The organism is Desulfurivibrio alkaliphilus AHT 2, assembly GCF_000092205.1.
Lineage (GTDB): Bacteria > Desulfobacterota > Desulfobulbia > Desulfobulbales > Desulfurivibrionaceae > Desulfurivibrio > Desulfurivibrio alkaliphilus.
The window spans coordinates 1,804,262-1,827,644 of record NC_014216.1 but is presented as its reverse complement, the minus strand read 5'-3'; the positions used below and the strand labels follow the sequence as shown (position 1 = coordinate 1,827,644).

At 59.9% G+C, this 23,383-nt stretch carries 20 protein-coding genes; 6 read left to right on the top strand and 14 right to left on the bottom strand.

Translation table 11 applies throughout. The annotated features are described in order from the left end of the window. Positions 1 to 32: 32 nt before the first annotated feature. The 4 genes from DAAHT2_RS14950 to DAAHT2_RS07920 all read right to left on the bottom strand — a co-directional run bounded on the left by DAAHT2_RS14950 (position 33) and on the right by DAAHT2_RS07920 (position 3,420). On the bottom strand, positions 33 to 809 hold the full coding sequence (locus DAAHT2_RS14950; protein WP_013163775.1) for an endonuclease III domain-containing protein: 777 nt from the start codon (positions 807 to 809) through the stop codon (positions 33 to 35). 80 nt (positions 810 to 889) lie between these two features. Continuing rightward, positions 890 to 1,219 carry a hypothetical protein gene (locus tag DAAHT2_RS07930; protein ID WP_013163774.1) on the bottom strand — a complete coding sequence of 110 codons (330 nt, stop codon included), beginning with the start codon at positions 1,217 to 1,219 and terminating at the stop codon, positions 890 to 892. Positions 1,220 to 1,236: 17 nt separating this feature from the next. After that, positions 1,237 to 2,529, bottom strand: coding sequence for a phosphomethylpyrimidine synthase ThiC (gene thiC, locus DAAHT2_RS07925; protein WP_013163773.1), 1,293 nt, complete (start codon positions 2,527 to 2,529; stop codon positions 1,237 to 1,239). Between the two features lie 207 nt (positions 2,530 to 2,736). Then, positions 2,737 to 3,420, bottom strand: a complete 684-nt coding sequence (locus tag DAAHT2_RS07920; RefSeq protein ID WP_013163772.1) for a Crp/Fnr family transcriptional regulator — start codon at positions 3,418 to 3,420, stop codon at positions 2,737 to 2,739. A gap of 77 nt (positions 3,421 to 3,497) precedes the next feature. Between DAAHT2_RS07920 and DAAHT2_RS07915 the strand changes: the two genes are divergently transcribed. Next, positions 3,498 to 4,034, top strand: a complete 537-nt coding sequence (locus DAAHT2_RS07915; protein ID WP_013163771.1) for a CvpA family protein — start codon at positions 3,498 to 3,500, stop codon at positions 4,032 to 4,034. A 383-nt stretch (positions 4,035 to 4,417) separates the two neighbouring features. On the opposite strand, the gene DAAHT2_RS07910 is transcribed toward DAAHT2_RS07915, so the two are convergent. From DAAHT2_RS07910 to guaB, 6 genes are all read right to left on the bottom strand, one after another. Further along, positions 4,418 to 5,761, bottom strand: a complete 1,344-nt coding sequence (locus tag DAAHT2_RS07910; protein WP_013163770.1) for an MFS transporter — start codon at positions 5,759 to 5,761, stop codon at positions 4,418 to 4,420. Continuing rightward, complete coding sequence (locus DAAHT2_RS07905; RefSeq protein ID WP_013163769.1) at positions 5,740 to 7,851, bottom strand: tetratricopeptide repeat protein; 2,112 nt, start codon at positions 7,849 to 7,851, stop codon at positions 5,740 to 5,742. Before DAAHT2_RS07905 ends, DAAHT2_RS07910 begins: the two co-directional genes overlap by 22 nt. Positions 7,852 to 7,893: 42 nt before the next feature. After that, positions 7,894 to 9,057, bottom strand: a complete 1,164-nt coding sequence (locus DAAHT2_RS07900) for a tetratricopeptide repeat protein (protein ID WP_013163768.1) — start codon at positions 9,055 to 9,057, stop codon at positions 7,894 to 7,896. Continuing rightward, positions 9,057 to 10,367: a GAF domain-containing sensor histidine kinase gene (locus tag DAAHT2_RS07895; protein WP_013163767.1), complete on the bottom strand. Its 1,311-nt coding sequence runs from the start codon at positions 10,365 to 10,367 to the stop codon at positions 9,057 to 9,059. The genes DAAHT2_RS07900 and DAAHT2_RS07895 overlap by 1 nt, the downstream gene beginning before the upstream one ends. A gap of 151 nt (positions 10,368 to 10,518) precedes the next feature. Then, complete coding sequence (gene guaA, locus DAAHT2_RS07890) at positions 10,519 to 12,075, bottom strand: glutamine-hydrolyzing GMP synthase (RefSeq protein ID WP_013163766.1); 1,557 nt, start codon at positions 12,073 to 12,075, stop codon at positions 10,519 to 10,521. 3 nt (positions 12,076 to 12,078) lie between these two features. Then, complete coding sequence (gene guaB / locus DAAHT2_RS07885; protein ID WP_013163765.1) at positions 12,079 to 13,539, bottom strand: IMP dehydrogenase; 1,461 nt, start codon at positions 13,537 to 13,539, stop codon at positions 12,079 to 12,081. Positions 13,540 to 13,739: 200 nt separating this feature from the next. Here guaB and DAAHT2_RS07880 point away from each other — a divergent pair, with 200 nt between their 5' ends. Continuing rightward, the gene (locus tag DAAHT2_RS07880) at positions 13,740 to 14,357 is read left to right on the top strand and encodes an L-threonylcarbamoyladenylate synthase (RefSeq protein ID WP_013163764.1); all 618 of its coding nucleotides are present in this window, start codon (positions 13,740 to 13,742) and stop codon (positions 14,355 to 14,357) included. Between the two features lie 150 nt (positions 14,358 to 14,507). Here the strand turns inward: DAAHT2_RS07880 and DAAHT2_RS07875 are convergent, their stop codons facing one another. The 4 genes from DAAHT2_RS07875 to DAAHT2_RS07860 form a co-directional block, all read right to left on the bottom strand. Further along, positions 14,508 to 14,786: an HU family DNA-binding protein gene (locus DAAHT2_RS07875; protein ID WP_013163763.1), complete on the bottom strand. Its 279-nt coding sequence runs from the start codon at positions 14,784 to 14,786 to the stop codon at positions 14,508 to 14,510. Positions 14,787 to 14,808: 22 nt separating this feature from the next. Next, positions 14,809 to 15,735 (bottom strand): signal peptide peptidase SppA, encoded by a 927-nt coding sequence (sppA, locus tag DAAHT2_RS07870; RefSeq protein WP_013163762.1) that lies wholly within the window; start codon positions 15,733 to 15,735, stop codon positions 14,809 to 14,811. Positions 15,736 to 15,767: 32 nt separating this feature from the next. After that, complete coding sequence (locus DAAHT2_RS07865; protein ID WP_013163761.1) at positions 15,768 to 17,474, bottom strand: 30S ribosomal protein S1; 1,707 nt, start codon at positions 17,472 to 17,474, stop codon at positions 15,768 to 15,770. Between the two features lie 149 nt (positions 17,475 to 17,623). Then, positions 17,624 to 18,574: a GGDEF domain-containing response regulator gene (locus DAAHT2_RS07860; protein ID WP_013163760.1), complete on the bottom strand. Its 951-nt coding sequence runs from the start codon at positions 18,572 to 18,574 to the stop codon at positions 17,624 to 17,626. Between the two features lie 277 nt (positions 18,575 to 18,851). Between DAAHT2_RS07860 and DAAHT2_RS07855 the strand changes: the two genes are divergently transcribed. Genes DAAHT2_RS07855 through bioF form a run of 4 tightly spaced genes read left to right on the top strand, consistent with a single transcriptional unit; the run spans position 18,852 to position 23,378 of the window. After that, entirely contained in the window at positions 18,852 to 19,820 is a 969-nt protein-coding gene (locus DAAHT2_RS07855) for an NAD(P)H-dependent flavin oxidoreductase (RefSeq protein WP_013163759.1), read from the top strand. 55 nt (positions 19,821 to 19,875) lie between these two features. Then, a complete protein-coding gene (locus DAAHT2_RS07850; protein WP_041719522.1) occupies positions 19,876 to 21,240 on the top strand; it encodes a tRNA nucleotidyltransferase/poly(A) polymerase-related protein in 1,365 nt (454 codons plus the stop codon). Positions 21,241 to 21,260: 20 nt separating this feature from the next. Then, the gene (gene bioB, locus DAAHT2_RS07845; protein ID WP_013163757.1) at positions 21,261 to 22,184 is read left to right on the top strand and encodes a biotin synthase BioB; all 924 of its coding nucleotides are present in this window, start codon (positions 21,261 to 21,263) and stop codon (positions 22,182 to 22,184) included. Positions 22,185 to 22,214: 30 nt separating this feature from the next. Continuing rightward, on the top strand, positions 22,215 to 23,378 hold the full coding sequence (bioF, locus tag DAAHT2_RS07840) for an 8-amino-7-oxononanoate synthase (RefSeq protein WP_013163756.1): 1,164 nt from the start codon (positions 22,215 to 22,217) through the stop codon (positions 23,376 to 23,378). Positions 23,379 to 23,383: the final 5 nt, after the last annotated feature.

Here is a 23,383-nt window from a genome sequence, read left to right as displayed (position 1 = left end):
CGGCCGGGCTCCAGGGCGATAGCGGCGGCAATTCAGTCGGTTGGGCGGTGCAGGGGGCACTCGGGACAGCGGGGGTTGCGCTTCTTGCAGAACTCTTTGCCCAGCCTAACGATCAGGGCGTGGTATTCGTTGTAGAGGACCGGGTCGGCGGGCAGGGCGTCGGTGAAGATCTCCTGGATGGCGTGGTAGTCGGCTTCCTCCGGCAGCAGTTGGTGGCGGCTGAAGATCCGGTGGGTGTAGGCATCCACCACGAAAATCGGCTTGCCGGCGGCATAGAGGCAGATGGAATCGGCGGTTTCCGGGCCGATGCCCTTGACCGCCAGCAGTTGTTGCCGCAGATCGTTGGCGGCAAGGGCCAGGAAGTTTTCCACCCTGCCGTACCCGTCGGCAATACAGGCCAGCAGGTTGTGCAGCCGCCGGGCTTTGAGGTTGTAATAGCCGGCCGGGCGGATCAGTTCGGCCAGCACCTCGGGGGGCAGTTGCCGCAAAGCGAGCAGGCACTGGTTCTGGTCCGGCTCGCCGAAGTTGTTGGCGGCCCTGCCCTGTTGGCCGGTTGCTCCGTCGCCGTCGCCGGGCTCCCGGGGGGGGCTGTCGCCGGTTTTGCCGGAGGGGTGGTTGGTTGTTGCCAGGGTGGTTGGTAGCAGGCCTGCCGCCTTGAGGTTGTCGATGGCCTTCTCGACATTGCCCCAGGAGGTGTTTTGGGTCAGTACCGCGCCCACCATGATCTCCAGGGGGGTGTCGCCGGGCCACCAGTGCTGGGGGCCGAAAAAATCCTGCAGTTGTCGGTAAATTGCGGCCAGTGGGTGCATTAAGTGGTGGTAATGTTAAGAGCGGTCGGGGGGCGCCGTCGTTATTGGCCGCTGATCGACCTGTTAGTCAGTGCCGGCGGTCAATCGGAGCGGATAAAGAGAAAATAGACGGCGATCACCACCGCCAGCAGGCCCACTCCCGCCACCGGCAGCACTTTGTTCAACTGGAGCTCGCCGTCGATGATCAGACCGTCCATCATCGGGCTGCCGGAAAAAACCCACAAGGCGACGGCCAGGCCGGTGAGCACCAGGGTGTTGAGTGCCTGCCGGTACAGCTTGTAAACCACAAACAGCACAAATGGCACCATGAACCAGGGGTTGGTAAACAGCGCCGCGACCTCGACGTTGCTGATCTGGTCGGGAACCCCGGTGCTGTCTATCAGATCTATGATACTGGCAAAAAATTCCATACGTCGTTTTCCCCCTCTTATTCTCTCCTGCGGCTGGCCTGCTTGTAGACCTTAATGGCGCAGAACGAGCCGCACATGCTGCAGGCATCACCGGTGTAGGTGTTGCCCTCCTCACGATAACGCCTGGCCTTCTCCGGGTCAACCGAGAGTTCGATCTGGCCTTTCCAGTCCAAAGCGCAACGGCGCTTGGCCATTTCAATGTCCCGCGCCATGGCGCCGGGTACCTTTTTGACGATATCGGCGGCGTGGGCGGCGATCCGCGAGGCGATCACCCCGTCGTGGACATCCTGGGAGCTGGGCAGCTTGAGGTGCTCGGCGGGGGTGACGTAACAGAGAAAGTCGGCCCCGGCGGAAGCGGCGATGGCCCCGCCGATGGCGCCGGTGATGTGGTCGTAGCCCGGCGCGATATCGGTGACCAGCGGTCCCAGAACATAGAAAGGGGCGTTGTGGCAGAGCCTTTTCTGCAACATGACGTTGGCTTCAATTTGATCAAGGGGCATATGCCCCGGGCCTTCGATCATCACCTGTACCCCGGCGTCCCAGGCCCGCTGGGTCAGCTCACCCAGGTGGATCAGTTCCTGGACCTGGCCCCGGTCGGTGGCGTCGGCCAGGCAGCCCGGGCGGATGCCGTCCCCCAGGCTCAGGGTTACCTCGTGTTCCTTAAGGATCGCCAGCAGGTCGTCGAAGTGTTCGTACATGGGGTTTTCGCGGTTGTTATAGCTCATCCACTCGATGGTGAACGAACCGCCCCGGCTGACCACCCCCAGCAGGCGCGGGTGGTTGTCGATGCGCCGCAGGGTTTCCCTGGTAATACCGCAGTGGATGGTCATGAAGTCCACCCCGTCGCGGGCCTGTTCTTCGATGGTCTGAAAAATATGATCGACGCTGACTTCGCCGATCTTCTTTTTATCCTTCTCCACGAACTGGGCGATACTCTGGTAGATGGGCACGGTGCCCAACGGGATCGGGCAGTTTTTGAGAATTTCCCGGCGGATGGCGCTGATCTCTCCGCCCATGCTCAGGTCCATCACCGCGTCGGCTCCCGCCTTGAGGCAGACACAGAGCTTTTGCAGCTCATTTTCCAGTTCCGGGTGGTCCTTGGAGGAACCGATATTGGCGTTGACCTTGGTTTTCAGCCCTTTGCCGATCCCGGTAACGCGGGGAAAGTCGTGGTGGTGATTTTTGGGGATACAGATATCCCCCGCCGCCACTCCGGCCATCAGGGTTTCAACGCTGACCCCCTCGTGGGCGGCGCACTGTTCAAATACCGGGGTTACCTTGCCATTGATGGCGTCTTCGCGGATGCTCATGTTAACTCCTTGCCGGCGATCGACGGGCGGGCCGCGGTCGCTGAGCTTGAAAAAGCGATATGTCGGGGAAATGTCCCAAGTTTGGTGGTTATAGTCAAAAAGGGTAGCATATTACCTGGCGTTACGGCCGGCTGTCAATGCTAAACGCGGCCAGCGGTCATGGCCTGCCCGGAAAGCCATGGTTTGGGGCGAAGCCACCGGATCCAGTTACAGTTTTCGTTCTCCGTTGGCCAGTTGATCCAGGGCCTCGCGATCCTGGATGGTGATCCGGGGGCCGTCGGTGCTGATCATGCCTGCCTTGGCCATTTTGTTGAAAATTCGCGAAAGGGTTTCCGGGATGGTGCCCAGCAGCCCGGCCAGCTGAGTCTTGCTCACCGGCAGCACCACCTGGTCCCGTCCCTGCTGCTGGTCGCTGAGCGAGAGCAGATGGGCGGCCAGACGGTCGGGAACCTCTTTCAGGGACAGCTCTTCAATCAGCTGGGCAAACTTTTTCAGCCGCAGTGAAAGCGCGGCAAGCATGTTGAGGGCCAGCTCGGGCTGGCGGTTGATCAATTCTATAAAGGCCCGGCGGGGCAGAAACAGCACCCGGCTGGGGGCCAGGGCCATGGCGTGGGCCGGATAGGGAGAGCCGATGAAAACCGCCGCTTCGGCAAAAGGTTCCCCGGGGCCGAAGATGTGCAGGATCTGTTCCTTGCCTTCAAAGGACAGCTTGTAGATTTTTACCTGGCCGCTCATGACCATAAAGAACCCCTCGCCGGGATCGCCTTCGGCAAAAATACTCTGCCCTTTGGCGTATTCCTGGTCGGTGGCGATCATGGCCAGATGATCGTACTGCTCCCGGTTTAAGCCTCTAAAGAGGGGGACGGTGGTGAGAAAATCGACGATATTCATTGCAATTTTTGTGTGAACACGTTTTTGTTGGGCACAACTTGCCAAGCTTATGAACTTTAAATTACTGTGTTAATCCTATGACTGTCCTTGATGCCGGTATCATCGCGGTGGTGGTTTTTTTCGTCGCCTGGGGGGGCTGGGTCGGTTTTGTCCGCCAGTTGGCCCCGGTGGTGGCCCTGATTCTGGCTTTTGTGGTGGCCGGAAACTTTGCCGGTGGGGTGATGAAGCTGATCCCGCTGGTGGAACCATCACGCCTGACCTTCCTGCTGGCCTACCTTTTGCTGGCCGGGGCGACCTACCTGCTGATCCGCGCGCTTACCTTTGGCCTGCGGCGGGTGGTGAACTTCACCCTTACCTCCTGGTTCGACCGGTTAAGTGGCGGCCTTTTCGGCCTGGCCAAGGCATACCTGCTGGTGGTTTTGCTCTATTTTGTCTTTTCCGGGATGTCCGGCCCGGTGTCACCGGTGCTGGCCGACTCCTACAGCAAGCCCTACCTGGATGCAGGCGCCCGCTTTCTGCAGCAGGTGATCCGCGATGAGGAGATCCGGGCGGTTTTTCTGCCCCGGGAGCCGGCCATAGTACCCCTACTCCCCGTCCCCGGCAACCCCCCGTAATCGTCAGCAGCACCGCATCTTGCGGCGATCGAGCCGGCTCACGTACTGATGTACGCTTCGCCGTCTCGCTTGCCGCAACCTGCGGCACTGCTGACGATTACGGCTTGTTACGGCCAATACGCCATGCCTTTGGTCTGCAGGTTCTCGGCGTGCGTTGTGGGCTTTGTTTGTAGCGGCCGGATGTGCCCATGCCGTCCCCTCGTATATCCTGTTTTTTTTGTATAATCAATTTTTTTCCTTGCTGCTCCTCTTGTGCTGACTGTTCACCGGGCCATGGGGTAAGCGGTTGCGGGGTGCCCCAGATTGCGGCAAGCAGACCGGCGCCGCTTACATCAGTACGCAAGCCGGGCTGATCGCCGCAAGGTGGGGTGCCCCGTGACCGCTTACCGGGCGGCGGCTTGGCCGCGGGCCTGATTTACCGGCAGGCAAATAGTAAAGGCCACAATAAAGAGGAAGGCGCAGAGCAGAATCGATTCCTGCAGGCCCACTGCGGCTTGCAACACCCCCAGGGCGGCAATGCCCAGCATGCCGGCCAGCTTGTTGGCCAGTCCCCAAAAACCGAAAAATTCGGCGCTTTTGTCGGCCGGTGAGAAGAGGCCAACCAGGGCACGGCTGGCGGACTGGGTGGCGCCCAGGCTGATTCCCGCCAGGCAGCCGACCACCAGGAAAAAATGTTGCGCCTCCCAGGCCAGCCCGCTGACCCGGTTGAGCCAGACGGTCAGCCCGGGGGTGGCCCAGATGGCGACAATGGCCACCACCCAGAGCATCAGGGTAACCTGATACATGGCCTTAATTCCCAGGCGGTCCTGCAGGAAACCGAACCCCAGGGCCCCGGCGGCGGCGGTGAGCTGCACCACGATGAACATCAGGTTGCGGGTTTTTTCGTCCCAGCCGATGACCTGGGCGCCGTAGATGAAGGTGAAGCTGATAATGATATAGATGGCGGCCATGGAAAAGAGCACCGACAGCAGGAAAATGGCCAGGTCTTTAAAGCGGGTGATGTCCCGCAGGGTGGCGGCGGTGCGTTGCAGGCCCAACTTCAGGTAGCTTTGCCCGACCGGTCGCGGCCGGGCCGTGCCCGGTTCCCGCAGCCAGAGAAAGGTGGGCAGGGCGGCAAAGAGAAAAAAGCCGGCGGCAAATGGGCCGACCCAGCGGATCCGCTCAAAGTTTTCCGCCGTGGCATTGCCCAGAAAGGCCAGGGTAAAGGCGGCGGCCAGCAGGCCGCCGATGTAACCCAAGGCCCAGCCGAAACCGGAGATTTTGCCCAGATCCTCAGGCGGGCCGAGACTGGGCAGGAAGGAGGCGATGAAATTTTCCCCGATGGAATAGGCAAAGCAGGAGATTACGATCAGGGTCAGCCCCAGGGCGATGTCGCCGGGGGTGACCAGCACCAGCAGGGCGGTGGCAATCACCGTAACCAGGTAGCTGGCAAACAGAAAACGTTTTTTGCTGGCGGTGTAATCCATCACCGCGCCGCAGACCGGGCCGGCCAGTACCACCAAAAAATAGCTGCCGGCCAGGGCCAGGCTCCAGAGCAGGTTGCCCAGCCGATAGCCATCCCCGCGGTCGCCGACAATTACCGTGGTGAACAGGTCGCCGAACACCACGGTGATGATCAGCAGGGTGTAGGCCTGGTTGGCGAAATCAAACATCGCCCAGCCCAGGATCTCGCGCCGGGGCCGCCTGGTGACCCGGCCGCGGCCGCTTATTGCTCCAGGCTGCGCCATAAGGTGTGGATCAGGGCGGCAAAGGGGGCCAAAATCAGGGTGACCGTGGTCAGCAGGCGCTTTTGGACCGCCTGATCCCGCAGGACTTCGGCCAGCCCGGAGGCGGCGGGGGAGTCTGCCGAGAGCAGGAGCAGGGTAGCCAGCAGAACCAGCGTCAGGCTGATTAAGGCCAGCTCGGCCGCCACCAGCGAGCGGATAAACTGTTTGCCGCCCTTGAACAGGTTGCGGACCCAGACCATCTTTACGGTCAACTCTTTGAGCCGATTAAATTTCTCTTCGCTCTCGTCCAGGGCTTCCACCAGGGCGCGGTAGCTTGCCCCGGTCAGGTTTTTCTGGCCTCCTCGGTCGGTCTTGGTGGTCAACTCATGCAGGCTTTTCAGGGTTTCGCCAAATTCGGGGAAAAAGGAGGTGTGGGGGTAGCTTTGCCAGAAATTTTTAAACGAGGTCAGCCGTTTGCCGGCGGCGATAATCCGTTCCTGCAGGGCATCGATCCTGGCTTCCTGGAGGCGGTAGCAGCGCTGGTTGATGCGCTTGGATTTAACCGCAACATCAACCAGGTCGTAATAACTGCCCTGCTGCCACTGCTGCTCCAGCAGCGCCAGATCGTCGCGCAACTCCTTCAGCGCCGGCTCCTCCGGTTCCAGCCAGTGCTCCATCTCTTCGGCCACCGCTCTGGTTTGGGCCAGATTCTCTTCCGCCTCCTGGCGCTGATTCTGCAGGCGGTTGTGGAGGATGTTGTCGATGTCGTCTTGCAGTGGCAGCAACTCCGGGTCCATCAGGACATGGATGAAATACAGCTTTTCCTCCGCCACCAGGGAGCTGAGGCGATGCAGCGCCTCGTGGAGTGAGTCTTCGGCCACCGCCAGTTGAATTTGTCGGTAAATGGCCTCGGCGCATTCCCTGTCGATGGCCAGAATATTGTCCAGGCTGTGGGCGGCCTTCCAGAAATCGCCCTGCAGCAGATAGTGGCGGTAAAGCAACAGGCAGACGTAAATACGATCCTTGTTGGCGATGGCCATCTTAAGGGCGTTGGCCAGGTAGTGAGCCATATCCTGCAGCCGGTTCTGTTCCAGGGCCACCAGGGCCCGGCCGATGGCGGCGTAAAGCTGTTTGCCGCGCGGCCGGCGGCTTTCGTTGATAAACAGGTCGTCGGCCTGGCGATACTGGCCCACCCGCAGGCAATCCAGGCCCATAAAAAGACTGCTGTTGTCAGCGCTGGTGGCTTCCGGACGGCCCAGTTCATCCCAGTGACTGTGGGGGCTAAAGGCGATCCCGGCCAGAAAGCGAGGCTGGAAGACCTTATTGAGATCGTAATAACTGAGGTAGACCCGCAGCAGGTTGTCCTGGCGTAATTGTCCCGGGCTGATGCCGGTAAGCAGCAGGTTGTCGAGGTCCTGCTGCCGCCCCATGGCTTCCGCAAACCGCTGTGCCAGTTCCTCTAAAGGCAAATAGCCCACTGTGGGCAACCCCTGGGTTTGCATGGTCAGCATTTTGGCCGGGCAGGAGGCCGGCTCGTGGTTGGTCTGGCTGCAGTAAAAGCAGGGGGGGGAGTTCCCGCGCCGCGGCAGGTGCCGGTGGGGGAACAGCGGCGGGCGCTGTTGCCGGGGCTTTTCCTCGCTGAACAGCAGTGGGCTGAGCCCATCTTCCTCGTCACCTAAAGTGTGAAAACCGATGCGGCTGGAATCGCTCAGTTGCCGCCACTGTTCCTTGAGCTTGCGGCTTAAATGAGGCACCTCCGGCGGCAACTGCTGCCAGGCTTCAGGGTCGGCGGTGGTCAGCAGCTCGGGTAAGGGTTCGAGGTCGGGCAAACAGAGTACCAGCCGCAGCGGCGCCTCTCCCCGGGTCTGGTCCCAGCCCACCCGTTGTTTTACCTGCTTGAGCCGGGCAAAAAACGAGGTTAACGCTTTGGTAGGGTTGGGGAAACGAAACAGCAGTAGATTTTCCCGATCTTCCTCCTGTTCCCGGCCGTCGTCGCGCAGCAGGGCCCGCAAGCCGTAAAAAAACTCCGGCCATTTTGCCGCCAGCATCTCCTCGCCGCGCGCTGGGTCGGCCTGTACGGCCAGCAGTACCTCATGATAATGATCAACCATGGCGGTCACCGTTGCGGTCAGGTTTTGCCGGCCCGGCGGCGGTTAAGAACATTTTTTTATAATATCCTGCGCTTCGTGGTTTTTGGGGTCGATGCGCAGCGCCCGGGAGGCCCAGTTGTCGGCCCGCATGGGCATTTTCATTTCCAAATAGGCGCGGGCCAGGCGCAGCATGGTTTGAATATCCTGGGGCGTTTTTTCCAGTGCCGTTTCAAGCATTCTGGTGCCTTCGGCATATTCCCCGGCGTTAATCATCGCCGTGCCGATTCTCTTGTGCAAATAGGTGCGCTGTGGATCGGCTTTAATCACCTCGCGAAAGGCTTTGAGGGCCAGATTGGAAAGCCCGGCCTGCAGAGCGATCTCGGCCACCTCTTCCTTGAAATCGGTATCGTTGGTTTTGTGGCGCAGTACCAGTTTGAGTACCTTTTCCGCCTCCTGCAGTTGATTTTTTTTGAACAGCAGCTTGGCAAACTGCAGGGCCCGGTCGGTATGGCGGGGGCTGATTTCCATGGCCCGGGAAAAGTAGCCGATGGCCTTTTCGCTGTTGTTGCGCCGAAAGGCGATCTGGCCCAGGGCGTGGTATGAGGTTACGTCCAGGCGGTTGCGTTGGATGGCCTGCTCAAAGCAGGCTTGGGCCTTTTGAATATCGCCCTTCTTGGCAAACAGGCGGCCCAGCTCTCTGAACGGTCGCGAGGAGTGGGCGTTCAGGGAAGCCGCTTTTTTTGCCTCGGCGATGGCCCCCGCCAGGTCGCCTTTTTCTTCCAGGTCACGGGCATTGGTCAGGTGCCGGGTAAAAGGGGAGGGGTTGCGCAGCCGTTCCAGCAGTTCATTGATCTTTTGCTCCAGGGTGGCGGTAACAAAAGGTTTGGTCAGGTAGGCATCGACGTCGTGCTCCGCCGCTTCCGCCACGATATCCATATTGGCCTCGGCGGTGATCATCAGAAAGGGGATGTGGCGGGTGCGCCGGCTGGAGCGCAGCAGATTGAGCAGTTCGGTGCCGGAAGCGTGGGGCATGTGATAGTCGGAAATAATAAAGTCGACCTGCAGGTTGTCGCTCTGCAGCAATTTCCAGGCGTCCCGTCCGTTGGCCGCTTCATAAAAGGACTTGCCGTAATTCAGCAGCTTCAGCATGGCCCGGATGGACCGGCGCATATTGTCCACATCGTCGACGATGAGGAAGGTCATTTCTTTTGGATCATGGGTTACCATTATAAAAACTCTTCGGTGGGGTTATCCGAGCGCCATTTGGTAACCGGCAGCGAAAAATGGAAGCGGCTGCCCTGCCCCGGGGTACTTTCCACCCCGATGGTGCCGCCGTGCAGCTCCACCGCCAGCCTGGCAAAGTAGAGTCCCAGGCCGGTGCCCACCAGGGCATCCTGTTTGTCGGCCAGGCGCTGGTATTTTTCAAAAATGGTGGGGAGCTTGTCGTTGGCGATCCCCGGCCCTTGATCCTGCACGAAAAACTCCACCATGTGCTGCTCGGGAGCGAGCTGATAGCCGAAGCTGATTTGGGTTTCGGCGGGGCTGTAGCCCAGCGCGTTAACCAGCAGGTTTTGCAGCACCCGCAGGATCATCACCCGATCCAGGTTCAGCACCGGTGCCGGCTCGGGCGGCAGCACCGGGTTTAAGGTGATCCCCCGGATGGTGGCCATCCCCTTGATGTCGCTGAGGCTTTCCTTGATCAGGGAATCGGCGGTCACCGTTTCATGGATCAGCTTGAAGCCGCCGTCTTCGATTTTATCGATGGTGGTGAGGTTGCTCACCATCCGAACCGCCTTGTTGCAGGCTACCTGGGCGGCATGGAGAAACTCGCCCATTTCTCCCTCGACGCTGTAGGAAAGGATGTCCAGGTTGGCCACCACCTCCGACAGCGGCCCTTTCAGGTCATGCACCAGCAGGCGGGAAAGCTCGGCCCGTAATTGTTGCTGACGCTGCAGCTCCCGGTTGCGTTCCCGCAGGGTATTGCGCTGTTTGCGCACCTGCTGCTGAAGATCCTGCTGCACCAGCAACGAGAGAATCACACTGCTGAAATCCAGCAGCCGGCTGATGTCCTGTTTAAGCAGATCCTTGTCGCCCCGTTTGTCGGTGGCGTTAATGATGCCGATTACCTTTTGCTGGTGGATAATCGGCGCCGACAGCAGGGAGTTCTTGCGGTACTGGCCGCCGCCGGCCGGGCGCTTGGCAAAACGGGGATCATTGTCGATGTCGGGAATGAACAGCGGTTCGTGGTGTTGGGCCACCCAGGCGGCCACCGAATTACTGTCCAGGGGTTGCCGGCAACCGACCAGTTCCGGGCGGCTGGCGGCCAGCACCGTCAGGTATTTGCGCCCTTCGCGCATCATGATGGAGCCGTGCTCCACCCCCAGGTAATCCAGAATAATTTGCAGGATCTCCTGGCTGCGCCGTTTCAGGCTGAGCCGCGGGGCGTTGATTACTTCCGCAATATGGGCAAAGCTCTCCAGCAGCAGGTTGGCCTGCTGCAGCTCTTCGTTGCCTGTTTTTCTAGAATGCTTAGCCATGCACGCCCCTTATTTGGCTTAAAGTTATTCAAGACCAGCCGGACGGGGAGCCGCAGCGCGCCTGGTCGACCGTCGCCGTCCCGGGCACATTATCAACCGCCTACTCCTTAATAAACCGCGTCCCCTTGGGGAAAGCGTGTTTAGTGTGCAGCTACTCCCATTCGATGGTGCTGGGCGGTTTGGAAGAGATATCGTAAACCACCCGGTTAACCCCGCGGACCTCGTTGATGATTCTGGTTGAAATCCGGGCCAGCAAATCGTAGGGCAACGGCGCCCAGGAGGCGGTCATGAAGTCCTTGGTCTCCACCGCCCGCAGGGCCACCACATTTTCATAGGTCCGCCCGTCACCCATGACCCCGACACTGCGAACCGGCAAAAATACCGCAAAGGCCTGGCTTACCTTATCATACCAGCCGCTTTGAAAAAGCTCTTCGATATAAATGGCGTCGGCCTGGCGCAGGATATCGGCATATTCTTTTTTGATTTTGCCTAAAATCCGCACCCCCAGGCCGGGGCCGGGAAAGGGGTGGCGCCAGACCATCTGCCGGGGCAGCCCCAGCTCGTCGCCCAGGGCCCGGACCTCATCCTTGAAGAGTTCCCGCAGCGGTTCCAGCAGGGCCAGTTTCATCTTTTCCGGCAGGCCGCCGACGTTGTGGTGACTTTTTATGTTCTGGGCCTTGCCGGTTTTGCCGCCGGCGGATTCAATAACGTCCGGGTAGATGGTGCCCTGGGCCAGCCAGCGGGCATCTTCCAGTTTGCCGGCCGCCTCTTCAAAGATGGTGATAAAGAGATTGCCGATTATTTTGCGTTTTTGCTCCGGGTCTTCAACATCGACCAAGGCGGAGAGAAAACGCTCCTCGGCATCCACCCGCAGGACCTTGACCCCCATATTTTCGGCAAAGGTGGCCATCACCTGATCACCTTCGCCCAGGCGCAGCAGGCCGGTGTCCACAAACACACAGGTAAGCTGCTCGCCGATGGCCCGGTGAATAAGGGCGGCGGCCACCGAGGAGTCGACGCCGCCGGAAAGCCCCAGAATCACCTGATCGGTGCCCACCATCTCCCGGATGCGGGCCACCGCGTCTTCGATGATCTGGCCTGGGGTCCAGTGCCCGTGGCAGCCGCAGATCTTGCGGACAAAGGTATCGATGAGGATTTCGCCGCGCGGGGTATGGTTGACCTCGGGGTGAAACTGCACCCCGTAAAGCTGGCGGGCCGGGTCCTGGATGGCGGCCACCGGCGCGTTGGCGGTGGCCGCGGCCACGGTGAAGCCCGGCGGCAGCTTGCTGACATGGTCGCCGTGACTCATCCAGACCGGGCTTTTGGCTTCCACAAAAAAACCGTCGAACAGCGATCCGGTGCTGTCGGTTTGTTCCAGTTCGGCATGGCCGAACTCACGTTTGCCGGCGGCGCTCACCTCGCCGCCGAAGTGGCGGGCCATGACGTGCATGCCGTAGCAAATGCCCAGTACCGGCACGCCCAGCTCGAGCAAACGTTCATCAAAGGAAGGAGCGCCCGGGTCGTAAACCGAACAGGGGCCGCCGGAGAGAATGATCCCCTTGGGGGCAAAGGCCCGGATCTCGGCAATGTCCATATCGTGGGGGTGTAACTCGCAATAAACATGGGCTTCCCGCACCCGCCGGGCAATCAACTGGGTGTACTGGGAGCCGAAATCGAGAATCAGAATTTTTTCGCTGTGAATATCCATCTTTTATCCTAAACGGTAGTTGGGGGCTTCCTTGGTAATGATCACGTCATGGACGTGGCTTTCCTTGAGGCCGGCGGCGGTGATTTTGACGAATTTGGCCTTGCCGCGCAGCTCGGCAATGGTACCTGCTCCCACGTAGCCCATGCCGGAGCGCAGGCCGCCCATGAGTTGGTAGATCATGGTGGAAAGCGGGCCGCGGTAGGGCACCTTGCCCTCGATGCCTTCCGGCACCAACTTGGCCTGGCTTTCGGCCTGATCCTGGAAATAACGGTCGCTGCTGCCTTTCTGCATGGCCCCCAGGGAGCCCATGCCCCGGTAACCCTTGTAGGTGCGGCCCTGGTAAAGGAAGGTTTCGCCGGGGGCTTCATCGGTGCCGGCAAACAGGCTGCCGATCATGATCACGCTGGCCCCGATGCCAATGGCCTTGGTGATCTCACCGGAAAACTTGATCCCCCCGTCGGCGATCAAAGGAATGCCGTAGCGGTCGGCGATTTTGGCGGCGTTGTGGATGGCGCTTAGCTGCGGCACCCCGACCCCGGCGACAATGCGGGTGGTGCAGATGGAGCCGGGGCCGACCCCGATTTTCACGCAGTCGGCACCGGCCTTGATCAGGGCTTCGGTACCCTCGGCGGTGGCCACGTTGCCGGCGATAACCGGCAGGTCGGGGAAAGCGTCCTTGATGCGGCGCAAGGCTTCGATGATGTTGCGGGAGTGGCCGTGGGCGGAGTCCAGCACCACCACGTCAACGCCCATCTGCACCAGTAGCTCCACATCGCTGAGCGACGTGTTGGCCCCGATGGCAGCACCCACCCGCAGCCGCCCCAGATCGTCTTTGGCGGCGTTGGGGTAACGCCTGATTTTTTCAATGTCTTTAATGGTGATCAGGCCTTGCAGGTTGCCGTCATCGTCCACCACCAGCAGTTTTTCGATGCGGTGCTCGTGCAGCATGGCCTTGGATTGCTCTAAAGTAATTCCGGGGCGGGCGGTGACCAGGTTTTTGCTGGTCATCACATCCCGGACCTTGAGGTTTTCGTCGGTGACAAAACGCAGGTCGCGGTTGGTGACTATCCCCACCAGCTTGCCTTCGCGCAGCACCGGCACCCCGGAGATCTGATAGCCGCGCATGATCTCATTTACTTCCCGCACGGTACGGTTTTCCTCCACCGTAACCGGGTCGATGACCATGCCCGACTCGGATTTTTTAACCTTGCGCACCTCCCGGGCTTGTTCGTCGATGCTCATGTTTTTATGGATAATACCGATTCCCCCCTCCCGGGCCATGGTGATGGCGGTTCGGTGTTCGGTTACCGAATCCATGGCGGAACTGACCAGGGGGATGTTGAGGTCGATGGTGGGGGTCAGGCGGGTGGAAAGGTCGACCTCGGAAGGGAGGACCTCGGAGGCGCCAGGCACCAGCAACAGGTCATCGAAGGTGTAGGCGGTTTCCAGATTGTCAAGCGGCATGGTCTAACTCCTTGCGGCTGAGAAAAGAATATGGTGGAGGAAATTGCATATTCTAACCGTTTTGGATGATGGCGTAAATTTACTTTTTGCTTCCGCTCCGGTGATAGGCTAATATTCAATACTTTAAGGTGACGCAAGTGTCACGCGGGTTTGCGTGCTGCTTAAGGTTCGCCGGCGAAAGTCAGCAGGAGGAAGATAATTTGTTGTTGCAAATCAACCCCGACAACCCCCAACCACGGTTGATCAAGCAGGTGGTTGAGGCCCTGCGCCAAGGGGCGGTCATCTGCTACCCCACCGATACGGTGTACGGAATCGGCTGTGATATTTTCAACCAGAAGGCGGTCAAGCGGATCTATCAGCTCAAACAGCGGCCTTTGGCCCGGCCGTTCAGCTTTATCTGTGCCGATCTGAAAGATGTCAGCACCTATGCCCATGTCTCCAACACCGGTTACCGGGTGCTGCGGAAAAGTCTGCCCGGGCCTTATACCTTCGTTTTGCCCGCCACCAAGCTGGTCCCCAAAATCATGATGACCAAGCAGAAGACGGTGGGGATCAGGATGCCGGATCACCGGATCTGCATGGAGCTGGTCACCGGCTTGGGCAACCCGATCCTGACCACCAGTGCGGCTCCGGATGATCCCGACGCCCGGCAGTTGATCCATGCCTATGAAGTGGAAGAGCGCTATGGCAAGCAGGTCGATCTGATCATCGACAGCGGGCCGCTGGCCCACTCGTCGCCCTCCACCGTGGTCAGCCTGGAAGATGACGACCTGCAGGTGCTGCGCCCCGGGAAGGGGAGCCTCGAGGGTTTGGGGTAGGTAATCGTTCAGCTGAACGATTACCCTAAAGGTCGTCCGACCTTTGCCGTGTGGGGCAGTTAGTCTGGCGGGTTTTGTGCGGATTTGTGGCTGTTGCCGGGGGCAACGATAAGGCCGGCAGAGCGCTACTCTGCCGGCCCTGGGGTTGTATCAGTCGATGAGCCCGTCTTTCAGAGACTTGCTCATGGTGAAGTGTACGTTTTTGCGGGGGGGGATGTGCATCACCTTGCCGGTTCTGGGGTTTTTGGTGGTGCGGGCCTTGCGTTCGCGTACCGAGAAGCTGCCAAAACCCCGGATTTCCACCCGGCGGTTATCCTCCAGTGCCTGGAGGATATTTTCCAGCATGATGTCCAGGGCCTGGTCCAGATCTTTTTTCAGGAAACCGGGCATTTCTTCGGCGACGGCGTTGATGAGATCCCGTTTCAGCATGTTTGTAATCCTTGCAGTTGATTTATGGTGTTATGGTCCATTCATAAGCCAGCACCGGGGTCGGCTCGAAAGTCGGTGCCAGCCGGGTGGCCAGCCGGCCGCCCAGCAGTAACGTAAGCAGCGATAAATCCCGGCGGGGCGGGTAAATCAGGTGAGGAACCTGCTCACCGTCCAGCCCGCCAAGAGAGGCCGCCAGCATGGCGGCGTCGTTAAGGTTGCCCAGGGCATCAACCAGTTGCAACTCCAGGGCTCGGGCCCCGGAAAAAATTCGGCCGTCGGCAAACGCTTCTACCTGGCCCACCGGTAAATCACGGCTAGCGGCCACATCGTCGACGAACTGCCGGTGCACCGCATGCACCATCTCGGCCAGCATCTCCCTTTCGCCGGGAGTCAATGGCCGGTCCATGGCGCCGGTGTCCTTAAGCTCGCCGCTTTTGATGGTTTCGCTGCGATAACCGATTTTTTGCAGCAACTCTTCCAGGTTGGCAAACTTTATGATCACCCCGATGCTGCCGGTCAGGGTGCCGGGGTTGGCGATGATCCGCTCTGCCCCCAAGGCGGCGTAAAGCCCGCCCGAGGCTGCCACCGAACCCATGGAGGCCACCACCGGTTTGACCCGGTTGGTTCTTTTGACTTCCTCAAACAGCTCCTGCGAGGCTCCGACGGCCCCGCCGGGGCTGTCGATCCGCAGCACAATGGCCTTGATTTTATCCTTGCGGCGAAAATCGGTCAGCTGTTCGATGAGCTGGTCGGCGGAACTGATCACCCCCCGGACCTCGATGACCCCAACCCCTTCCGGGTGCCTGGCGGTTCGAGCCAAGGGGGAATCGCTCAACAATGAACCGATTAAAAAGCTCACCCCGGCCCAGAACAGCAGCAAGGCCACCAGCAGCATCAGGCAGCCGGACAGCATGGGGTGTCTTCGCCGGAATGAGCTTTTTTCGTCCATGATTACGAGGCCTCAAGCGGCTTTGCTCAGGACTATTCAGCCTTTTCCTGGCTTTCCAGTTCTTCCTTGAGCAAATCACCCAAGGTGGAAGGTCCGCTTTTGGCCTGCTGCTGTTTGTACTCTTCAATGCGGGCCGCTTCGCCCTCATCGCTCAAGGCCTTGATGGAAAGTCCGATCTTGCGGTCCTTGGCCGAGACGTTGATCACCCGGGCTTCCAGGTTGTCGCCGACGTTGTAAAGACCGACCGGGGTTTCCACCTTCTCCTTGCTCAACTCGGAAACATGCACCAGGCCTTCGATTCCTTCCTCCAGCTCGACAAAGACGCCGAAGTCGGTAACATTGGTGATCTTGCCGCTGATCTTGGTGCCGATGGCATATTTCTCCACCGCCGCCTCCCAGGGGTCCGGTTGCAGCTGTTTGATACCCAGGGAGAAACGCTCGTTTTCCTTGTCGATCTTGAGGACCACCGCCTGGATGGTTTCCCCTTTGGCGTATTTTTCGCCGGGGTGCTTGATGCGCTCGGTCCAGGACAGGTCGGAAACATGGATCAGGCCGTCGATTCCTTCTTCGATACCGATGAAGATGCCGAAATCGGTGATATTCTTGATCTTGCCCTCGATAATGGAGCCCACGGGGTAGTTTTCCGCCACCATATCCCAGGGGTTGGGCTGCAGCTGCTTCATGCCAAGCGAGATCCGTTTGGCCTCGGGGTCGACGTTGAGTACCGCCACTTCCACCTCGTCGCCGACACTGACGATTTTGGACGGGTGGCGGGATTTTTTCGACCAGGACATCTCGGAGATGTGAACCAGGCCCTCGACGCCTTCTTCCAACTCAACAAAGGCGCCGTAATCGGTAATGCTGACCACCTTGCCGGGCACTTTGGCGCCCACTGGGTAGCGTTGCTGAATGGTCTCCCAGGGGTCGCTTTTAAGTTGTTTGACGCCCAGGGAAACCTTGTCGTTTTCTTTATCGTACTTCAGGATTTTAACCTGAATTTCATCGCCCACCTTGTACATCTTGGAAGGATGGGAAACCCGGCCCCAGGAAAGATCGGTGATGTGGCACAGGCCGTCCATGCCGCCCAGGTCCACGAAGACCCCGTAGTCGGTGATGTTGGTAACCGAGCCGGTGAGCACCTGACCCTCTTCCAGGCTGGTGCGCATCTCCTCGCGCAGCTTCTGGCGCTCTTCTTCCATGATCGCCCGCCGCGAGATAACCACGTTGTTGCGGCGGCGGTTGTATTTGAGAATTTTAAAGTCGTAGCTTTCGCCGATCATCGCGTCGAGATCGCGGACCGGGCGCAGGTCGATTTGAGAGTAGGGGAGAAAGGCCGGAACCCCGATGTCCACGGAAAGCCCGCCCTTGACCCGGCTGTCGATACGGCCGGTGATGGTACCGTCGGCTTCCTGGATCCGGGCAATCTCTTCCCAGACCTTGATGCCGATGGCCCGTTCGCGGGAGAGCTTCAGGCCGCCTTCGGGTTCACGTTTTTCCACGAACACCTCGAAGGTGTCGCCGACGTTGACCTCGATCTGGCCTTCTTCGTTGCGGAATTCGCTGATGTCGATTTCGCCTTCCGCCTTGTCCCCGATATCCACCAGGACATAATCCTTGCCCACGGCGATGACCTCGCCGTTGACCACTTCGCCCACATCCGCCACCCGGATGCTCTGTTCAAACAGATCGGCGAAGGATTCACCACCTGCGGTTGCTGTTGTGTCTGTGTTGGTTGACATGTAAACAATCCTCCTTGAATTATGGAAATACGATGTGCTTATATACCAGAGGGAAGGTGTAAATACAAATTATTTTATTGATAAACCGTAAGCCGTTTGGTGCTCTTGCCAAAACCGCCGGTGGTAAGCGTTGGCGCAGCAGCGGGTGGTCAGGTCAGGGGGCAGTTTGCGGTGGTAAAGGAGGGGTCGCAACTGATGCGGTCGCCGCCGGCCTGTTTGCTGCGGTACATGGCCTGATCGGCGCGGACCAGCAGGTGCTCGATATCCTCTCCCATGGTGTACTGCGGATGGCGATGGAAGCTGGCCAGACCGATGCTCAGGGTGGTCTCGCCGAAAGGGTGCTGGCGGTATTGCTCCAGAATACGCTGGGCCACGGCCATGGCCTGATGATCATCGGTGTAGGGTATGATGATGGCGAATTCGTCGCCCCCCGGGCGGCAGCACCAGTCGACATTGTCGCGGGTGTTGCGCAGCAGCAGGCGGCCGATGGCCTGGAGGGCCCGGTCACCGGCCTGGTGGCCGAACTCATCATTATATGTTTTGAATTTATCCATGTCGATGATGATCACGTAAAGCGGGTAGTTCTGCCGGTGGGCCCGGGGCACCTCTTCCTCGAGCTTGACCTCGAAGCCCCGGCGGTTGAACAGCCCGGTCAGGGCGTCCCGCATGGAGAGCTGTTCCAGCTTACGCACCATGTTCTGCTCCCGCAGGGCCCGGTGGAGTTTGGCCTCCAGCTCATCGATGTTGAAGGGTTTGGCGATAAAATCGCAGGCGCCGGCCTTGATCACGTCGGTGTAGCTGAATTTTTCCGCGTAACCGGTAACCACTATGATATCCAGGCGGGGGTAAAGGTTTTTGGCCTTTCTGAGCAGGGTCATGCCGTCCATGCGGGGCATGGTAAGATCGGTGATCACCAGCGAGTAATTGCCGGTTTGCAGTTTTTTCAGGGCCGCCACGCCGTCGCCGGCGGTTTCGCACTCAAAGCCGAAAGATTCAACGGCGGTTACCAGCAGTTGTAATACCTGCGGGTCGTCATCGACGGCCAGGATCTTAACTGGGGAATCCGGCTCCAGGGTGAATGGGAGGTGGGCCTGAATCATAACGCCGCACTCCTCTTGGCTTTTTTGGGGTTCAGTGCAAAAATCATTGCCTTTTTGCACTTTTTGTCATAAGAGACTGAGCAGGCTTTTTTCCTCAGCGCTCGCGCCACCGTCGGTATACTGTCAGGTAAACCTTTTGTACGTTTACTGCTGTTACTGGGACATTGAATCATAATTGTGGTTGGATTGGCAAACAGAATCGCCTCGCTATTTTAGGTTTTTCTAAGGTTGCTGACGGCTCCCGGTCGGTCAGCCACACTCGGAGTGTTTTTTCAAGATGAAGCTTCCTCCTCTTAAAATTGGGCCCTATACGGCCCCGGTGCCCCTGATTCAAGGGGGTATGTCCATTCGCGTGTCCACCTCTGCCTTGGCGGTGCCCGTGGCCCGTTGCGGCGGCATCGGCACCATCGGCGGCTCCGGTTTGCCGGTGGAAGAGTTGCAGGCGGATATCCGTAAGGCCAAAAGTGAAACCGATGGCGTCATTGCGGTGAACATCATGTTCGCCATGCAGAACTTTTATAATCTGGTGATGGGCTCCATCGAGGCCGGGGTGGACATGATCATTACCGGGGCCGGTTTTTCCCGGGATATTTTTAAAATCGGCAAAGATACCAACACCCCCATCGTCTCCATCGTCTCCTCTCCCGCCTTTGCCCGCCTGGCGGAAAAGCTGGGGGCGGCGGCGATCATTGTCGAGGCCAAGGAGGCCGGCGGGCACCTGGGCACCGACCAGGCCCTGCGCGATCTTTTCCCCGAAATTCGCAAAGTGGTTAAAAAGGTGCCGCTGATCGCCGCCGGTGGTATTACCAACGGTTTTGAAATGGCGGAGATGATGGATAAGTACGGGGCCGACGGGGTGCAGATTGCCACCCGTTTTGTGCTCACCGAAGAGTGCTCGGCCGATGACAACTTCAAGCAGGCCATGTTGAAGGCCCAGCCGGAAGATGTAACCCTGATCCGTTCGCCGGTGGGCCTGCCGGGTCGGGCCCTGAAGACCCCCTTTGTGCAGCGCCTGGCCGCGGCCGAAGAGATGAAAGCCAAAAAGTGCCGCTGGAAATGCCTGAAAAAGTGTGATCACTTTTACTGCATCAGCGAGCGGCTGCAGAAGGCCTACGAGGGGGATCTGGAAGAGGGGCTCTTCTTCTCCGGCGAGAATGTCTGGAAGATGAAGGAAATCCTGACGGTTCAGGAGGTTTTCGACCAGTTCGTCAGCCAGGCGGAATCCGTCTACAAGGAGCAAAAATAAGCCGGGCGGGAGGAGCTTCTTGCCCGTTGCCCTTGCTTTGCGTGATCCATTGCCCATGAGCGAAGATTCTTCATTGCCCGAACCCCGGGTGATTCCCCGTTCCGAACATTGTATTTCTCGCGCCGATATCGACCGTGAGGCCCTCAAGGTAATGCACCGCCTGCGTGACGAAGGCTTTCGGGCCTACCTGGTGGGCGGTGGCGTACGGGATCTGCTGCTGGGGAAAAAGCCCAAGGATTTCGATATCAGCACCGATGCCCGGCCCGGCCAGTTGCGCAAGATCTTCCGCAACAGCCGGATCATCGGCCGCCGCTTCCGGCTGGTGCAGGTCTTTTTCCACGGCGGCAAGATCATCGAGGTGGCCACCTTCCGTTGCCGCAGCGAATTCGACCTTAACGGCGGCGAGATTGAAACTTTAGCTTCCGACAACACCTTCGGTGATCCGGCCGAGGATGCCTTCCGCCGCGACCTGACCATCAACGCCCTGTTCTATGAAATCGAGAACTTCTCGGTGATCGACTACACCGGCGGGGTGGAGGACCTGCGCCTGGGGCTGGTACGCCTGGTGGGGGACCCGGACCGGCGGCTGATTCGTGACCCGGTAAGGATGCTGCGGGCCATTCGCCATGCCGCCCGCAGTGGTTTTGTCATTGAAGAGGAGACCTGGCAGGCCATCCTGCGCCATGTGGAAAAGCTTCGGCTCTGCCCCGATTCCCGTCTGCGGGACGAGCTGTGCAAGGATCTGCAGGCCGGCGCCAGCCGCCGCTGGGCGGAGTTGGGCCTGGCCAGCGGGGTCTTTTTCGAGCTTTTTCCTTTCTATCGCGAGATTCTGCCCGGCCCCGACCCCGAGCGACCGGAGCGCCAGGAGATTACCCGGCCCACCCCGTTAACCGACCTGCTGCTGCAATTGCTGGCGGTGGTTGATCGGGCGGTGGCCGACGACAATGCCCCCGGCGAGGAGGTGCTGTTTGCCATGCTGCTGCTGCCCTGGGCCGAGGCCAACTTCCAACTGCTGGCCAGCCGCCCGGATCGCGCCTCGTCCTACCGTTTTTCCCGCCGCTTGCGCAGTGACCTGGACGCGGTGCTGGCCCCCCTCAATATTAAGCGACACACCAAGGAATCATTGGCCGTCCTGCTGGCCAACCTGCCCCTGTTGTTGACCCATGATCCCCGCTCGGTTGATGGCTCCGGCCCCTCCGAGTGGCCCCGCTGGTTGACCAAAAAAGGATATTTCCCCCGTTGCCTGGCCTTTTACGAGCTTTACCGGGCCGCTGTGGCCGGTGAGCCGTTGCCCGACCTGACCCCTCTGGCGCCGTCTCCCATGGCCAAAAAAAGAAAAGCCCGCAGCGGTGGCCGGCGGGAAGGGCGGGCGCCGGCCTTTGCCAGGAGCAAGGGCGGGATTTTCGGCCTTAAAGGATAAAAAATCACCGGAGGAGTACCATGGACAAAGAGAACCGGCAGGAGATTGAGCGATGGCGGCAGCTTTCCACCGCCGAACTGCTTGCCCGGGCCACGGCGGTCAAGGTGGCCAACCGGTCTGATTCATTTTCTTTTTGCAGTATTATCAACGCCAAATCAGGCAAGTGCAGTGAAGATTGCCGCTATTGCGTGCAGTCGGCCCACTATCAGACCGATGCCCCGATCTACCCTTTAAAAGATACCGCCGAGATCGTCGCGGCCGCCGAGGCCGCCAAGGAGGCGGGGGCTTCGCGCTTTTCCATGGTGACCAGCGGCCGGGGGCTGACGGCGGCCGAGGTAGAGGCGGTGGCCGAGCGCTTTGCCGCCATTGCCCGGCGGGTGGAGATCAAGCTTTGCGGTTCCTTCGGCATCCTGGATCGCGACGCTCTGGTGCGACTGAAAGCGGCCGGAATGTGCCGCTATCATCACAATCTGGAGACCTCGGAGCGCTTTTTCCCCGAGGTTACCACCACCCACACCTTTGCCGACCGGATCGCCACCATCCAGGCAGCCCAGGAGGCTGGGCTGGAGGTCTGCGCCGGCGGCATTTTCGGGCTGGGTGAAAGCGAGGATGACCGCATCGAGATGGCCTTGAGGTTGCGCGAACTGGCGGTGGATTCGGTGCCGCTGAATTTTCTGATTCCCCTGCCGGGCACCCCCCTGGCCGGCATCGAGCCCTTGCCGATTAGAGAAATTGTTCGCAGTATTGCTATCTTCCGCCTGCTACTGCCCAAGGTCTGCATCCGCCTGGCTGGAGGCCGGGAGACGGCCCTGGAAGATTTCCTGGCCACCGCTTTTCAGGCCGGGGCCGACGGCATGATGATCGGCGGCTATCTCACCCAGCGGGGGCGCAGTGTCGAGGCTGACCGCAAGTTTGCCCGGGAAATGCAGCAGTTCTGGGCTTAACCGAAGATCATTGCCCGTGAGGTTTGTTGAATGGTTGATATTGCCGCCTATCTCAAACGCCAGCAAAAAGAGGGCCGGTTGCGGCAACTGCCCGGTCTGCTCCATCCCGACGGCGGCCGGGTGCGCCTGGAGGCGGTGGCTCATGACCTGCTGGATTTTTCCTCCAACGACTATCTTGGCTTAACCCGCCACCCTCTGCTGCTGGTGGCCGCCGCCGAGGCCCTGAGCCGTTACGGCACCGGGGCCGGCGCCGCCCGCCTGATGAGCGGCGATTTCGAGCTGCACCGGGAGCTGGAACTTGCCCTGGCTCGGCTCAAGGAGCAGGAGGCGGCGCTGCTGTTCGGCAGCGGGTACCTGGCCAATATCGGGCTGATTCCGGCCTTGGTGGGGCGCCACGACGTGATTTTCAGCGACAAGCTCAATCACGCCAGCATCCAGGACGGTTGCCGCCTGGCCGGGGCCCGGCTGCATCGCTTTGCCCATAACGACTGCAATCATCTTGAAGATCTGCTGAAAAGGCACCGGGGTGCCAAAGAAGCCCTGATTGTGGTGGAATCCCTCTACAGCATGGACGGCGATATCTGCCCCCTGGCTGACGTGGTGACCCTGAAGGAGCGCTATGGCTGCCTGTTGCTGGTGGACGAGGCCCATGCCACCGGCCTGTTCGGCGACAACGGGGCCGGCTTGCTGGCGGCGGAAGGGCTGGCCCACCGGGTGGATCTGGTGATGGGCACCCTGGGTAAGGCCCTGGGCAGCTACGGGGCTTATGTGGCCGGAGAGCAGCGGTTGATTTCCTTTCTGCTCAACCGGGCTCGCAGTTTTATTTTTTCCACCGCCCTGCCGCCGGCCAGTGCCGCCGCCGCCCTGGCCGCCGTCGAATTGCTGGCGGCAGAGCCGCAGTTGCGACAGGATTTGTGGCACCGGGTGGAGATCTTTAAAAGCGGCCTGACCCACGGCGGGGTTGAGGCCGACCTGGGGCCGTCCCAGATTGTGCCGCTGGTTGTGGGCGAAAACCAGGCCACCCTGGCCCTTGCCCGGCGGCTGCAGGAGCGCGGGATTTACGCAACGGCGGTGCGCCCCCCCACGGTGCCCGCCGGCCAGGCCCGCCTGCGCTTTTCGGTGACCAATCACCTGGATATTGAAGACCTGAGCGCCGCCGCCGCGATTATCGCCACCGAACTGCTGCAGCGCTGACGAAT